The organism is Streptomyces sp. CNZ301, assembly GCF_004217425.1.
Genome location: NZ_SHLG01000001.1, coordinates 1,141,081 through 1,156,299, shown reverse-complemented (window position 1 = coordinate 1,156,299; position 15,219 = coordinate 1,141,081). Strand labels below are relative to the sequence as shown.

The 15,219-nt window shown below is 69.1% G+C and carries 11 protein-coding genes; 3 read left to right on the top strand and 8 right to left on the bottom strand.

The annotated features are described in order from the left end of the window. Nucleotides 1-30 precede the first annotated feature (30 nt). From EV375_RS05225 to EV375_RS05195, 7 genes are all read right to left on the bottom strand, one after another. Nucleotides 31-747, bottom strand: coding sequence for an ABC transporter ATP-binding protein (locus EV375_RS05225; RefSeq protein ID WP_130298405.1), 717 nt, complete (start codon nucleotides 745-747; stop codon nucleotides 31-33). After that, nucleotides 744-1,685 carry an ABC transporter ATP-binding protein gene (locus tag EV375_RS05220; RefSeq protein ID WP_130298404.1) on the bottom strand — a complete coding sequence of 314 codons (942 nt, stop codon included), beginning with the start codon at nucleotides 1,683-1,685 and terminating at the stop codon, nucleotides 744-746. Before EV375_RS05220 ends, EV375_RS05225 begins: the two co-directional genes overlap by 4 nt. Next, nucleotides 1,682-3,523 (bottom strand): branched-chain amino acid ABC transporter permease, encoded by a 1,842-nt coding sequence (locus tag EV375_RS05215; RefSeq protein WP_130298403.1) that lies wholly within the window; start codon nucleotides 3,521-3,523, stop codon nucleotides 1,682-1,684. Before EV375_RS05215 ends, EV375_RS05220 begins: the two co-directional genes overlap by 4 nt. A gap of 5 nt (nucleotides 3,524-3,528) precedes the next feature. Continuing rightward, nucleotides 3,529-4,458, bottom strand: coding sequence for a branched-chain amino acid ABC transporter permease (locus EV375_RS05210; protein WP_130298402.1), 930 nt, complete (start codon nucleotides 4,456-4,458; stop codon nucleotides 3,529-3,531). A 99-nt stretch (nucleotides 4,459-4,557) separates the two neighbouring features. Further along, a complete protein-coding gene (locus EV375_RS05205) occupies nucleotides 4,558-5,799 on the bottom strand; it encodes a branched-chain amino acid ABC transporter substrate-binding protein (RefSeq protein WP_130298401.1) in 1,242 nt (413 codons plus the stop codon). Nucleotides 5,800-6,086: 287 nt separating this feature from the next. After that, on the bottom strand, nucleotides 6,087-6,716 hold the full coding sequence (locus tag EV375_RS05200; RefSeq protein ID WP_130298400.1) for a hypothetical protein: 630 nt from the start codon (nucleotides 6,714-6,716) through the stop codon (nucleotides 6,087-6,089). Between the two features lie 124 nt (nucleotides 6,717-6,840). Continuing rightward, nucleotides 6,841-7,335 (bottom strand): PaaI family thioesterase, encoded by a 495-nt coding sequence (locus tag EV375_RS05195; RefSeq protein WP_130298399.1) that lies wholly within the window; start codon nucleotides 7,333-7,335, stop codon nucleotides 6,841-6,843. Between the two features lie 353 nt (nucleotides 7,336-7,688). Between EV375_RS05195 and polA the strand changes: the two genes are divergently transcribed. Together polA and EV375_RS05185 are read left to right on the top strand one after the other, a co-directional pair. Next, nucleotides 7,689-10,346 (top strand): DNA polymerase I, encoded by a 2,658-nt coding sequence (polA, locus tag EV375_RS05190; protein WP_130301619.1) that lies wholly within the window; start codon nucleotides 7,689-7,691, stop codon nucleotides 10,344-10,346. An 81-nt stretch (nucleotides 10,347-10,427) separates the two neighbouring features. Further along, nucleotides 10,428-12,080 (top strand): lytic transglycosylase domain-containing protein, encoded by a 1,653-nt coding sequence (locus EV375_RS05185; RefSeq protein WP_486588292.1) that lies wholly within the window; start codon nucleotides 10,428-10,430, stop codon nucleotides 12,078-12,080. 242 nt (nucleotides 12,081-12,322) lie between these two features. Here the strand turns inward: EV375_RS05185 and EV375_RS05180 are convergent, their stop codons facing one another. After that, nucleotides 12,323-13,183, bottom strand: a complete 861-nt coding sequence (locus EV375_RS05180; protein WP_130298398.1) for a class I SAM-dependent methyltransferase — start codon at nucleotides 13,181-13,183, stop codon at nucleotides 12,323-12,325. A gap of 353 nt (nucleotides 13,184-13,536) precedes the next feature. Between EV375_RS05180 and rpsA the strand changes: the two genes are divergently transcribed. Further along, a complete protein-coding gene (gene rpsA, locus EV375_RS05175; protein WP_130298397.1) occupies nucleotides 13,537-15,072 on the top strand; it encodes a 30S ribosomal protein S1 in 1,536 nt (511 codons plus the stop codon). Nucleotides 15,073-15,219 lie beyond the last annotated feature (147 nt).

Here is a 15,219-nt window from a genome sequence, read left to right as displayed (position 1 = left end):
TGTGTGCCCGTGTCGGTGTTGCGGCGGGGTTCAGTCCTCGCCGAGGTAGGCCTTGCGCACGGATTCGTCGTGCATGAGTTCCTCGCCGGTGCCGGAGAGGGCGATGGTGCCGATCTCCATGACGTGGCCGTGGTCGGCGAGGGAGAGGGCGGCCTGGGCGTTCTGTTCGACGAGGAGGATCGTCGTGCCCTGTGCCTTGAGCTCGGTGATGGTCTCCATGATCTTCTGCATCATGATCGGGGAGAGGCCCATGGAGGGTTCGTCGAGCATGAGCAGCTTGGGCTGTGACATCAGGGCGCGGCCCATGGCGAGCATCTGCTGCTCGCCTCCGGAGAGGGTGCCGGCGGCTTGGTTGCGGCGTTCTCCGAGGATGGGGAAGAGGCTGTAGGCGCGGTCGATGTCCCGCTGGATTGCTGCTGCGTCCTTGCGCAGGAAGGCGCCGAGCTGGAGGTTCTCGGCGATGGTGAGGCGGGGGAAGATGCGGCGGCCTTCGGGGGAGTGTGCGAGTCCCTTGGCGACGATCTTGTGTGCGCCCATGTCGTTGATCACTTCACCGTCGAAGGTGATCTTTCCGGCGAGGGGCTTGAGGAGGCCGGAGAGGGTGCGCAGGGTCGTCGTCTTGCCGGCGCCGTTGGTGCCGATGAGGGTGACGACCTGGCCGGCTTCGACGCTGAAGGAGATGCCTTTGACGGCTTCGATCTTGCCGTAGGCGACGCGGAGGTCGTCGACTTCGAGGAGTGGCATCAGGACCGCTCTCCCTTCGGGTTCTCGTCGCTCCCGGCGGGGGTGGCCGTGGCTGTTCCGGTTGCGGCTGCGTCGCCGCCGCGGGTTTCCGCTTCGCGGACTTCCGCGGCTTCTGCTTCGCCGGGTTCCCCTTCGAAGGGTGTGCCGAGGTAGGCGGCGACGACTCGTTCGTCGGCCTGGACCGTCTCGGGTGAGCCTTCGACGAGTTTCTCGCCCTGTACGAGGACGGCGACGCGGTCGCAGAGGTTGAAGATGAAGCGCATGTCGTGCTCGATGACGAGTACGGCGGTGCCTTGTTCCCGTACGGCGAGGACGAGGTCGCGTGTCGCGCTGGTCTCGCCGGCGGTCATGCCTGCGGTGGGCTCGTCGAGGAGGAGCAGGCCGGGTTCGCTGGCGAGGGCGCGGGCGATTTCGAGCTTGCGCTGTTCGCCGTAGGGGAGGTTGCGTGCGAGGTGTTCGCGCTTGTCGGCGAGGCCGGTGAACTCGAGGAGTTCCATGGCTTTTTCCTCGGAGGTGCGTTCGGCCTTGCGGAAGCCGGGGCCGCGCAGCAGCGCGGAGAGGAGGCCTTCCTTGGTGCGTGTGTGGCGGCCGACGAGGACGTTCTCCAGGACCGTCATGTTGGAGAAGAGCCGGATGTTCTGGAAGGTGCGGGCGATGCCTGCCTTGGTGACCAGGTGGGAGCGGTGCGGCAGCACTGTTCCCTTGTAGGAGACCTGGCCTTCGGTCGGTATGTACAGGCCGGTGAGGCAGTTGAAGAAGGTGGTCTTGCCGGCGCCGTTGGGGCCGATGAGGCCGACGATCTCGCCGCTGTCGACGTTGAGGTCGACGTTGCGCACGGCGGTGAGGCCGCCGAAGCGCATGGTGACTCCGGTGGCCCGCAGCACGTCGGTGCGTCCTGCGGGCGCGGCGTCGTGTACGCCGGTTGTCGTGGTGGTGGTCATCGTGATGCCTCCGTCTTGCTGAGGCCGGGGCCGCCGGTCGGTACGTCGAGCTGGCCGGTCTCGTGGAATTCGAGCTTCTTGCGGCGGTCCGCGAGGAGGCCTTCGGGGCGGTAGCGCATCAGGAGCACCAGCGCCAGTCCGAAGAGGAGGAGTTGGTAGTCGCCGATGAACTGGAGCTTGGCCGGGATCAGGTAGAGCAGTGAGGCGCCGACGAGGGGTCCGCTGACGGTTCCCATGCCGCCGAGGATGACGGCGGCGAGCAGGAACGCCGAGTTGGGCGGTACGACTTCGACGAACTGGTACTGCTCGGGCGTGACGGACGAGGTGACGTGTGCCTGCACGGTGCCGGCCATGCCGGCGAGGGTGGCGCCGAGCGCGAAGGCGATGAGCTTGACGCGGAAGCCGTTGATGCCCATGGCGCGTGCGGCGGTCTCGTCCTCGCGTACGGCGACCCATGCGCGGCCGATGCGGGAGCGGTCGGCGCGGCGGAAGATCGTCACGATGATGATCGTGAAGAGGAGCATGAGCAGGTAGTAGTTGGCGAACGGGCCGAGTTCGACGCCGAGGATCGTGTGGTCCTCGCCGAGGTCGAAGCCGAGGATCACCAGGTCGGGGATGTTGGCGATGCCGTTGGCGCCGTTGGTGACGGAGGGGCCGGAGGAGCCGTCGAGGTTCTCCATTCCGATGCGGAAGATCTCGCCGAAGCCGAGGGTGACGATGGCGAGGTAGTCGCCGTGCAGCCGCAGCGTCGGGGCGCCGATGACGACACCGAAGACGAGTGAGGCTCCGGCGCCGGTGAGGACGGCGGCCCAGAAGGGGAATTCGACGCCCAGCACGGATGTGTTCGATCCGGAGACGAGTGCCGCCGCGTAGGCGCCGACGCCGAGGAAGGCCACGTATCCGAGGTCGAGGAGCCCGGCGAGGCCGACGACGACGTTGAGGCCGAGTGCGACGGTGGCGAAGATGAGGATGTTGGCGGCGACGGAGGTGTACTGGTCGCTGCTCTGGGTGAAGGGGAAGCAGGCCGCGGCGACGAATGCGGCGGCGAAGGTGACGTTGCGGTGCTTGCCGGTGATCTTCGACAGCCGCTGCGTGAGGCCCGCGCGTGCGAGTGCGGTGGCGGCGAAGCCGACGAGGATCAGGAAGCCGATGAACAGTTCGCCGTACGGGGTGTCGATGCCGTAGGTGAAGACGAACAGGGCGATCCCGAACGTGACGGCGATGACGAGCAGTTCGGCCCAGGCGGGCAGCTCCCGTGCGGGTCGCGGCGCCGGTGCCTTGAGGGTGTGGCGGAAGCGCTGCCAGGCGCCGGGGTTGCGGAGTGCGGGGTCCGCGGGGTCGAAGGGTTCGTCGGCCCGCAGGCCGAGGGCGCCGACGACGGTGACGAGGCTGGCGAGTACGGCGACCCACATGCCGGGTTCGAAGTTGACGAGTCCGCCGAGTACGACGGCTATGGCGCCGGCGGTGAACCAGGCGACTCCGAGCGTTCCGATGGCCAGCAGCACCACGGGCGCGGTCCTGCCGCCGGGCGTGAGCCAGCGCAGTCCGCGTACGCCGTTTCCGGCGAGCAGCACGGCGAGGGTGAGGACCGACCCGACGAGGGTGAGGGTCTGCAGGTCGACGGGTGAGCCGTAGTAGGTGAGGTCGCCGGGGAATTCGGCGGTCCAGGTCCAGGCGAGCATGGTGCTCGCGAGGGTGCCGACGGCTCCGGCGGCGGTGATGATGCGGGCTGCCTTGGGGGGCAGCGGCAGGGTGCCGGGTGCGCCGGTGGGGTCGAGGGGTTCGGCCGGTGTGTTGGCGGGGCTGGTGGTGCCCGCTTCGGGGTTGGTGGTTGCCATCGCTATCACGCCCTGTCCGCGATGCGTTCGCCGAGCAGGCCCTGGGGTCGTACGAGAAGCACGAGGATCAGCAGGACGAATGCCCATACGTTCTTCCAGGCGCCGCCGCCGAAGAGTTCCATGCCGGGGATGAGTTCGATGTACGCGGTGGCCAGCGATTCGGCGAGGCCGAGGACGATGCCGCCGACCATGGCACCGTAGATGTTGCCGATGCCGCCGAGCACGGCCGCGGTGAAGGCCTTCAGGCCGAGGATGAAGCCGATCTTGAAGTCGATCTGCCCGTACTTGAGGCCGTAGGCGATGGCCGCGACTCCGCCGAACGCGGCGCCGATGGCGAACGCGGTGACGATGATGCGGTCGGTGTTGATGCCCATCAGTTTCGCGGTGTCGGGGTCCTGCGAGGTGGCCTGCATGGCGCGGCCGGTGCGGGTCTTGGCGACGAAGAAGCCCAGGGCGATCATGCAGACGGGTGCGGCGATGAGCAGGAAGAGCTCGCCGCGCTGGACGTTGGCGCCGAGGATCTCGACGCTGCTGCCGCTGAACTGCGGGAAGGTGCGGGCCTTCTTGGCGTCGGGGTAGAAGCTCCAGATCAGCTGCTGGAGCATGATCGACAGACCGATGGCCGTGATGAGCGGCGCGAGCCTCGGGGCGTTGCGCAGTGGGCGGTAGGCGAAGCGTTCGGCGCCGATGCCGACGAGTACGGACACGCCCACTGCCATGACCAGCATGACCGGCAGGGCGAGCATGAGGGCTGTGCCTTTGGGGAGGAGCAGCCATGCGGTGAGGCCGCCGAAGGCCCCGAACATGACGATCTCGCCGTGGGCGAAGTTGATGAGCTGAACTATGCCGTAGACCATCGTGTATCCGATCGCGATGAGCCCGTACATCGCGCCGAGGATGAGTCCACTGGCCAGTTGCTGCGGCAGGTCGTTCACCGCGGGGCCTCCGAGTGGTGTCTGGATACGACCGCGCGGGGGCGCTGTTCGCGTCCCCGCGCGGCGTAGTGATGTGAATGGACGGGGTGTTCGCCCGGCTCAGTCCTCTTCGAACGTGCCGGTCTTGACCGGCTTGTGCTCTCCGTCCTTGACCTCGTACAGCGAGAGCTGCTTGTTGGTCGTGTCGCCGTACTCGTCGAAGCCGACCTTGCCGCTGACGCCGTCGAAGGTCACGTCCTGCATGGCTTCGGTGACCTGCTCGCGGGTGTCGTTCATGTCCTCGGGCAGCTTGCCGTCGTTCTTCTCGGCGACGGCCTTGACGGCCTGGATGATGGCCCAGGTGGCGTCGTAGGCGTAGCCGCCGTAGGCCTCGTAGGGCAGCTTGTAGCCGGCGGCCTCGTAGTTCTTGGTGAACTCCTTGGCGCTGTCGAGGGTCTCCAGCGGTGCGCCGACGGAGGAGGCGATGTCGCCCTCGGAGTTCTTCTTTGCCAGCTTCACGTATTCGGCGCTGAAGAGCGCGTCACCACCGACGACGGGGCCCTCGAGGCCGGCCTTCTTGGCCTGGTCGGCGAGCGGGGCGCCGGCGGGGTACTCGCCGCCGTAGTAGACGAAGTCGGGCTTGGCCTTGGCGACCTTGTTGGCCACCGCGGTGAAGTCCTTCTCCTTGGGGTCGACGTGGTCGGTGCCGACGACCTCCCCGCCGAGGTCCTCGAATTCGCTCTTGAAGGTGGCGGCGAGGCCCTTGCCGTAGGTCTTCTTGTCGTCGATGACGTAGACCTTCTTGAGCTTCTTCTCGTTGTACATGTACTGCGCCGCGTACGGGCCCTGGATGGCGTCCGTCGTCGAGGTGCGGAAGTACGTCTTGAAGGGGCGTTCCTTCTTGCCGCTGCGCCAGTCGGTGCCCTGCGTCAGCTCGGGCGCGGTGTTGGCGGGAGAGACCTCGACCATGCCGGCCTTGTCGAAGACCTTCTGCATGGACTGGCCGACGTTGGAGTTGAGGGGACCGACAGCGCCGACGACCTTGTCGTCCGCGACGAACTTGTTGGCGTTCTGCTGGCCGGCGGAGGGCTGGGCGGCGTCGTCGAGTGCCTGCAGCTTGAAGGTGACGCCGTCCACCTCCTTGTTCTTGTTGGCGGTCTTGACGGCGAGGTCGGCCGAGTTCTTGATGCCCTGGCCGAGCGCGGAGAGATCACCTGTGAGCGGGGCGTCGAGACCGATGGTCACGGTGTTGTCCCCGCCACTCTTGCCGCCACTGTCCTCGCCGCGTGAGCCGCACGCGGACAGCGTGAGAGATCCCGCGGCGACCGCGGTGGTGATGATGAGCAATGAACGGTGGCGCACGATCAGTCCTTTCCCCTGGCGCGGCCTTCGGAGATGAAGGGCCGTGTCGCGCGCCGGGCACCCTGAGCGTGATGCGGGTCAGGGTTCGCACTGCACACCCGGCTGCGCGGTGACTGGCGGTGACTCTATGGCCGTCGCATCGCGGGGGGCAGAGGGCCAGGGCAAGGTGTGACGTTCTTGTTATTGAGACCCGACCGCTGCGTGTCCGTAGGGGAGCGTCCTGGAACATCCGCTCTGTGACGTGCGTGCAGCGGACACATTTCGGGAGTGCGAATCAGCAGATCGCTTCAGGGTTCCGACGGCGTCCCGGAGATGCCCCGCTCACACACCGTCCGGAATGCGTGCGTGAGCGCGGCCGCGTAGCGCTCGCCCGGGATCACGCTCAGCTCCTGGTGCGCACGGTCATTGCGGAGCGTGACATTGAGGAACGGTGAGCGGGCACGGAGCGGAACGCGGTCACAGTTGGTGACTCGCGCCTTGAGGAGCAGAGTCCGCGGGCTGCCGGGGGAGACGGAGACGGCCCGCCCTCCGGCGAGGTTCAGCCGGAGGGCTTCGTAGCCCTGGCCGACGTCCAGGACCGTCAGCGGTGACGTGGCGGCCGCGTGCATCTCGACGGTGAAGGTGCGGCGCGCGCGGTCGGTGACGGCCAGGCGTTCGAAGGTGATGCGCGCGGTCTGCGCGGGGTAGGGCATGCGCCGGGAGGTGGCCGAGGGCAGCGCGTCGTCCGGCTCCGGGCGGGGCTTGTCCTGCTTGTGCTGTGGCTGCGGCCGTGCTGCGGGCGGCTGGGTGGCGATGGCGTAGCCGCCGCCGGCGAGCAGGAGGAGACCGAGCGCGCCGGCCGCCGCGCGGCGGGTGGCGGGGGAGAGGCCGTACCAGCGTTCGGCGATGCCGGCGCTGTCGCGTCCCGAGACCACCATGTCCGGCCGAGGGGGCCGGTGCCGCGGCGGGTGAGCACCGCGGCTGCCCGTGGGGGCCGGGGGTTTTCGAGGGGTGTCCGGTGTTCCGCCCCGTCTTCGTCCGGTGCCTGCCATGTGCGGGAAGCTAGCGGCCTTCCGGCGGGGCGGCCAGAGCGTCCGCATTGGGTGCGGCGTCGCGCAGCAGGCAGGTGAGGCGGGCGGTGCACACGCGCTTGCCGTCGTCGTCGGTGATGACGGTCTCGTACGTCGCGGTGGTGCGTCCCCGGTGCACGGGTGTGGCTGTGCCGGTGATCAGGCCGGAGCGGACTCCGCGGTGGTGCGTGCAGTTGAGGTCGACGCCGACGGCGATCCTGCCGGGGCCGCCGTGCAGCATCGCGCCGACCGAGCCGAGGGTCTCGGCCAGTACGGCGGAGGCGCCGCCGTGGAGCAGCCCGTAGGGCTGGGTGTTGCCCTCGACGGGGAGCGTGCCGGTGACCTTCTCGGGCGAGGCGTGCAGAATCTGCAGGTCCATGCGTGCGCCGAGGTGCCCCGCGGAGAAGAGCGCCGGCAGGTCGACTCCGAGTCCTTCCCACTGGTCGAGGATCTCCTGCGGGAACGTGGTTCTGGCGTGCTCACCCATGGGCAGCGGCTCCGATCACCGTGTGGGGCGGCCTGCCGGGGCCGGGCCCGTCGGGCGGTCGTGGGCTCCCGGCGGGCCTGCGCGGTCAGTTGTCCGGCACTGTCATATCAGGTTGCTGAGCGTGCGCTCAGGCCCGGGTGACGCGGATCACCGGCTGCGTGCCCGCCGGGTGCCGCTCACCTCGGCGGTGGCGTTCAGCGGTGCGACGACCTTTCGTCCACGGGCGGCGGGCTGCTGCGCACCGCCTCCTCGGCCGCTCCATATGCGTCCGGACCGGGCTGTCGGTGGGGCGTGGGAGGATCGGGGACGTGACTGAGAAGGCATCGAAGAAGACCGCACCGCGCCTGCTCCTGATGGACGGGCACTCGCTCGCCTACCGCGCGTTCTACGCCCTGCCCGCGGAGAACTTCTCCACTTCGACGGGCCAGACGACGAACGCGATCTACGGCTTCACCTCGATGCTGTCCAACACTTTGCGCGACGAGGAGCCCACGCACTTCGCGGTCGCCTTCGACGTCTCCCGCAAGACCTGGCGCTCGGCGGAGTTCCCGGAGTACAAGGCGAACCGCTCGAAGGCCCCGGACGAGTTCAAGGGCCAGGTGGAGCTGATCGGGGAGTTGCTGGACGCGATGCGGGTGCGCCGTTTCGCCGTTGAGGGCTTCGAGGCGGACGACGTCATCGCGACGCTGACCGAGCAGGCGACGGCCGAGGGCTTCAAGGTCTCCATCGTCACCGGCGACCGGGACGCCCTTCAGCTCGTCAGCGACGACGTGACGGTGCTCTATCCGACGAAGGGCGTCTCGGAGCTGACGCGCTTCACCCCCGAGAAGGTCTTCGAGAAGTACGGGCTCACGCCCGAGCAGTATCCGGACTTCGCCGCGCTGCGCGGCGACCCGTCCGACAACCTCCCCGGCATCCCCGGCGTCGGCGAGAAGACGGCCACCAAGTGGATCAACCAGTTCGGCTCCTTCGCGGAGCTGTCGCGCCGGGCGGACGAGGTGAAGGGCAAGGCGGGGGAGAACCTGCGGGCGCATCTGGAGTCGGTCACGCTCAACCGCCACCTCACGCAGCTGGTCAGCGACGTCGAGCTGAGCTGCCGTCCGGAGGACCTGGAGCGCGTCGCCTACGACCGGGACACGCTGAACGTCGTGCTGGACGCTCTGGAGTTCCGTCATCTCAACTTCCGCGAGCGGCTGTTCGCGGTCGATCCGGGCGCGCAGGAGGAAGAGGTCGCCCCGTCCGCGGAGGGCGTGGAGATCGACGGCAGCGTGCTGGGCCCCGGCGAGCTGGTGGCCTGGCTCGACGAGCATGCGGGCGGCACTCTCGGCCTGGCCACCGTCGACGTGTGGAAGCTGGGCACCGGCAGCGTCAGCGAGATCGCTCTCGCCGCCGCAGGCGGGCCCGCGGCCTGGTTCGACCCGGCGCAGCTGGACGAGGCGGAGGACAAGGCGTTCTCGTCGTGGATCGCCGATGCCGCCCGCCTGAAGGTCGTCCACGACGCCAAGGCGGTCATGCGGGTCTTCGCCGAGCACGGCTGGAGCGTCGCCGGGGTCACCATGGACACGGCGCTCGCCGCGTATCTCGACAAGCCGGGCCGCCGCTCCTTCGACATGGACGCGCTGTCCGTGGAGTACCTGGGGCGTGAGATCGGCCCCGCCGACGCCGGCGGGGGGCAGCTGGCCTTCGGCGTGGACGAACAGGCCGAGGCGCAGGCGCTGATGGTCAAGGCCCGCACGATCCTCGACCTCGGCGAGATCTTCGAGGACAGGCTCGCGCAAGTGGGCGCCGCCGAACTGCTGCGCGATGTGGAGCTGCCGACCTCCGCCGTGCTGGCGCGGATGGAGCGCGCCGGCATCTGCGCCGACCGCGAGTGGCTCACGGGCCTGGAGCAGCAGTTCGCGGACGCCGCGCAGCAGGCGGTGAAGGACGCGCACGCCGCCGTGGGGCACGAGTTCAACCTCGGTTCGCCCAAGCAGCTCCAGGAGGTGCTCTTCGGAGAACTGGGCCTGCCGAAGACGAAGAAGACGAAGACGGGCTGGACGACGGACGCCGACGCGCTGACGTGGCTCGCGTCGCAGACGGAGCACGAGCTGCCGGTGCTGATGCTGCGCTACCGCGAACAGCAGAAGCTGCGCACCACCGTCGAGGGCCTGATCAAGACGATCGCAGCCGACGGCCGGATCCACACCAGCTTCAGTCAGACCGTCGCCGCCACCGGCCGTCTCTCCTCCACCGACCCCAACTTGCAGAACGTGCCCATCCGTACGGACGAGGGCCGCGCCATCCGCCGCGGCTTCCGCGTCGGTGAGGGCTACGAGAGCCTGATGACGGCGGACTACAGCCAGATCGAACTGCGCGTGATGGCCCACATGTCGGAGGACGAGAAGCTGATCGAGGCCATCACTTCCGGCGAGGATCTGCACAGCACCGTCGCCTCGCAGGTCTTCGACGTCACCGAGAACCAGGTCGACGCCGAGATGCGCCGCAAGATCAAGGCCATGTCCTACGGCCTGGCCTACGGTCTGTCGGCCTTCGGCCTCTCCCAGCAGCTGGGCATCACCCCGGACGAGGCCCGCAAGTTGATGGACGACTACTTCGAACGGTTCGGCGGAGTACGTGACTTCCTCCACCGGGCCGTCTCGGAGGCGCGTGCGACCGGCTACACCGAGACGATCATGGGGCGCCGCCGCTACCTTCCCGATCTCAACAGCGACAACCGCCAACGCCGTGACATGGCGGAGCGGATGGCGCTCAACGCACCCATCCAGGGGACGGCAGCCGACATCGTCAAGCTGGCGATGCTGCGCGTGGACGCCGCGCTGCGCGAGGAGAAGCTCCGCTCACGGATGCTGCTTCAGGTGCACGACGAGATCCTGCTCGAGGTGGCCCCCGGCGAACGCGACGCGGTCGAGGAACTGGTGTGCAGGGAGATGGCCGGCGCGGTCCAGCTGCGTGCGCCGCTGGATGTGTCGGTCGGCGTCGGCGACGACTGGGAGTCGGCAGCGCACTGAGCCTGAGCCCTGCTCCGCCCTGAGCGGCGAATGCCCCCCGACCCGCAGACGCGGCAGGGGAGTTGCCGTAGTGTCGCCGTGTTGGCGACCACAGCGGAGAGCAGGGGAGTCCGGCACATGGCGCTGAACGGCGGGATTCGCGGCGGCAGGAAGCTCCGCCGAGGGGTGACCGGTACGGCCATCGCCGCCGCGACGATGGCGGCGCTGACCGCATCGCAGGCCCCGGGCACGGACATGGCCCACGGCGCGGACCCGGGCAAGGAGCGTGCGGATGACGTCCAGCCCGACCGCACGCCCGGCGACGGCTCGTACCACACGGAGCTGCCGCCCCTCGAATCGCCCACCCCGCCCCGCAGTTCACCCGACAAGCCCTCCGACTCCGGCATACCGGCGACGCTGCTCGCCGCGTACAGGAACGCCGTCCGCTCCATCAACGCCTCCGACCCGGCCTGCGGACTGCGCTGGGAACTGCTCGCGGCGATCGGCAAGGTCGAGTCCGGACAGGCCCGCGGCGGAGCGGTCGACAAGGACGGCACCACCCTCCGCCCGATCCTGGGCCCGGTGCTGAACGGATCGGGTTTCGCCCGTATCCACGACACCGACCGCGGCCGCTTCGACGGCGACCGGCGCTTCGACCGTGCAGTCGGCCCCATGCAGTTCATACCGTCGACGTGGTCGCGCTGGGGCACCGACGGCAACGGCGACGGCAGCCGCGACCCGGACAACATCCACGACGCGGCGCTGGCCGCCGCCGGATATCTCTGCGCGGGCGAACGGGACCTGACCTCCAAGGCGGGCCTGAACCGCTCGATCCTCAGCTACAACAACTCCCAGGCCTACCTGCGCACAGTGCTGGCCTGGTACGAGTTCTACCGCAACGGCACGCACAAGGTCCCCGACGGGTCCGGGGTCCTGCCCACCTCACCTGGCGCCGGCGGCACGGCCGGGGCCGGCAAGGGGAAGGGCAACGGCAAGGAGAGCGGCAAGGGTTCGCACGGCGGACCCGGGTCGCACAAGCCCGGCAAGGGCGACGGCGGAGGCGACTCACCCGCTCCCGACCCGGACACGCCCACGGCCCTGAAGCCGGTCCTCGCAGACGAACTGTCCGCCTACACCGGCGAGAACTTCGATGATCGAGCCCGCGTACGGGCCGTCAACTCGTCAGGCGAGGCCGTCAAGGGCGTCCGCATCGAGTACACGATCAAGGGCGATACCGGCGCCCGCTTCGCCGGCGGCTCGCGCGAGGCCACGGCAACCACCGCGCTGAACGGCCTTGCCACCGCCCCCCTCATCGACGCGGGCGAGCGGGAAGGCAGCTTCACCGTCAGCGCCAAGGCGGAGGGCCGCGGCCTGCGTGCCGCCACGATGGAGGCCACCGTCGAGCCGAAGTACACCTTCGCCCGCACCCCCGGCGGCCCGCTCAAGGCCCCCGTGGACTCGAAGTTCACAGACATCAAGGTCGACCTCGCACACGAGAAGGAAGCGGCCGGAGGTGTGCCCGTCACCGCCACCATGATCGACAAGGACGGCGAGGAGAACACCAAGGGCCCCTTCTTCAAGGACCTCTTCGGCAACGAGGACCGTTCCGTCACCCAGCCGACGGGCATCCTCGGGGAGGCGGGAGTGCTCGAACTGCCCGCCGTCCACACCGACGGCAGCGCGGGCGCCTTCACGCTCCGCCTCACCACCGAGGACGGATCCACGTTCGACATCGAGCTGACGGTCACCGAGTAGTCCCGGGCACTGCGGCGCACGGTCCGCTCCCGCTCCCGGTCCCGGACCGATGCGACGCGGACCGTACTCCCGGCACGAACGCGGGCCGCACGTCCGGCACGGAGGCCGGGAGGGCGCGCGCGTCCGCTCCGTCATCGAGCCCGAGCGCGGCCGTGCGGGGTGAGTGCCCGGCACGGCCGCAGGGGGAGGCCGAGAAGGTCCCGCACGGTTCGCCGTCGCATCCATCGCCCCGCAGGGCCGTGTCAGTGCCCCTCGTCGCGCTCGCACACGAAGATCGCCGTCCCGGGAATCAGCCGCCCGCGCAGCGGGGACCAGCCGCCCCACTCCTGCGAGTTCCACTCGGGCCACTCCGGCTCGACGAGGTCCAGCAGCCGGAATCCCGCTCCCACCAGGTCCCGCACCCGGTCGCCGATGGTGCGGTGATGCTCGACGTAGACCGCGCGGCCTCCGTCGTCCTGCTCGACGTAGGGCGTTCGGTCGAAGTAGGAGCTGATGACCGTCAGCCCGTCCGGGCCCGGCTCGTCCGGGAGTGCCCAACGCAGCGGATGCGTCACGGAGAACACCCACCGTCCGCCCGGCTTCAGCACCCGGCGCACCTCCCGCAGCACCCGCACCGGGTCCGCGACGAAGGGCAGCGCACCGAAGGCGGAGCAGGCCGCGTCGAAGGAGCCGTCGGCGAAGGGCAGCGCCCGGGCGTCCGCCTCCACGAGCGGGAAGCCGGCGCCCGGCCCCTCCCCGTCGCCGATGCGCAGCGCGTGCTGGAGCTGACGGTGCGAGAGGTCCAGCGCTACGGGACGTGCGCCCTGCGCGGCGAGCCACCGCGAACACTGTGCGGCGCCGGCGCCCACCTCCAGCACACGCCGCTCCCGCAGGGCCTCCGGCGGCCCGAGCAGCCGGGCCTTCGCCTCGTCCAGGCCCTCGGGGCACCACACGAAACGGGCGTCGCCGAGGAAGGCGCCGTGATCGTCCTGGTACTCGTCGGCGTTGCGGTTCCACCATCCGCGGTTCGCGCGGCTGCTCTCCGCGTCTCCCGCCTGTCTGCGTACGGCTTCCGGCTCGGCGTACTCCGCTGTGCTTTTCCTGCCGCCGTCTTCTTGGATCATCGCGCCCGCCGTCGTACTCTCACCGATATGACTTGTCGCCGCGGGGGCTGCGGTGACACCGCTCAGTGCCTCAAGGGGTGCACGCTGTGACGGGCGCGCCGGTTATGGGACGTTCCACCCCAGCTGTGCTCTTTCGCGCATTGACCATGCCCAGCGGCCCCCGTATGCTACAAGTTGCGCTGCGGGCCTGCGCGCCTCGGACGGAGCAGGTCGCGCTCGCATCGGTGGTGTATCCCCTCGGTTTGTGGCTCTCAAGGCTGTGTCCGGCTGGCTTGCATGCGCGGTGCGATAACGGGCTCTCGGCGTAGCAAGACCTACGACTTTCATGTCCGTACCCGGAGACCCTTTCACACATGACGAGCAGCACCGAGACCACCGCCACCACTCCGCAGGTTGCGGTAAACGACATCGGTTCCGAGGAAGCCTTCCTCGCCGCGATCGACGAGACGATCAAGTACTTCAACGACGGCGACATCGTCGACGGCGTCATCGTGAAGGTCGACCGGGACGAGGTCCTGCTCGACATCGGCTACAAGACCGAAGGCGTCATCCCGTCCCGCGAACTCTCGATCAAGCACGACGTCGACCCCAACGAGGTCGTCGCCGTCGGTGACGAGATCGAAGCCCTTGTCCTCCAGAAGGAAGACAAGGAGGGACGCCTGATCCTCTCGAAGAAGCGCGCTCAGTACGAGCGTGCCTGGGGCACGATCGAGAAGATCAAGGAAGAGGACGGCATCGTCACCGGCACCGTCATCGAGGTCGTCAAGGGCGGCCTCATCCTCGACATCGGGCTGCGGGGCTTCCTGCCCGCGTCCCTGGTCGAGATGCGCCGCGTCCGTGACCTGCAGCCCTACGTGGGCAAGGAGCTCGAAGCCAAGATCATCGAGCTCGACAAGAACCGGAACAACGTGGTCCTCTCCCGCCGTGCCTGGCTGGAGCAGACGCAGAGCGAGGTCCGCCAGACCTTCCTCACCACCCTCCAGAAGGGCCAGGTGCGCTCCGGCGTCGTCTCCTCCATCGTCAACTTCGGCGCCTTCGTCGATCTCGGCGGTGTCGACGGACTCGTCCACGTCTCCGAGCTGTCCTGGAAGCACATCGACCACCCCTCCGAGGTCGTCGAGGTCGGCCAGGAGGTCACGGTCGAGGTCCTGGACGTCGACATGGACCGCGAGCGCGTCTCCCTGTCGCTCAAGGCCACGCAGGAAGACCCGTGGCAGCAGTTCGCCCGCACGCATCAGATCGGGCAGGTCGTGCCCGGCAAGGTCACCAAGCTGGTGCCGTTCGGTGCGTTCGTCCGTGTGGACGAGGGCATCGAGGGCCTGGTCCACATCTCCGAGCTGGCCGAGCGCCACGTGGAGATCCCGGAGCAGGTCGTCCAGGTCAACGACGAGATCTTCGTCAAGGTCATCGACATCGACCTGGAGCGCCGCCGCATCAGCCTCTCGCTGAAGCAGGCCAACGAGTCCTTCGGTGCGGACCCGACCACGGTCGACTTCGACCCGACGCTCTACGGCATGGCCGCGTCGTACGACGACCAGGGCAACTACATCTACCCCGAGGGCTTCGACCCCGAGGCCAACGACTGGCTGGAGGGGTACGAGAAGCAGCGCGAGGAGTGGGAGCGCCAGTACGCCGAGGCGCAGCAGCGCTTCGAGCAGCACCAGGCGCAGGTCATCAAGTCCCGCGAAGCCGACGAGCAGGCGGCGGCCGAGGGTGCCGGCGCAGGCGGCGGCAGCCCGCAGCCCCAGCAGGGCGGCAACGGCGGCGGTGGCCAGACCGGCGGTTCCGGCGGTTCGTACTCCTCGGAGTCGAACGAGGACTCCGGCGCCCTCGCCTCGGACGAGGCGCTGGCGGCGCTGCGCGAGAAGCTCGCCGGCGGCCAGAGCTGAGGCGCTGAAGCCGAAGGTCCGCCGCTGAGCGGCGGCATCGGCTGACGGTACGGAAAGTGGGGCCTGCTCCTTCGGGAGCGGGCCCCACTTCGCTGTCCGCGTGCCGCCGCAGGAATGCTTGCCGCCCGCGCACCGTTGTCGCATCGG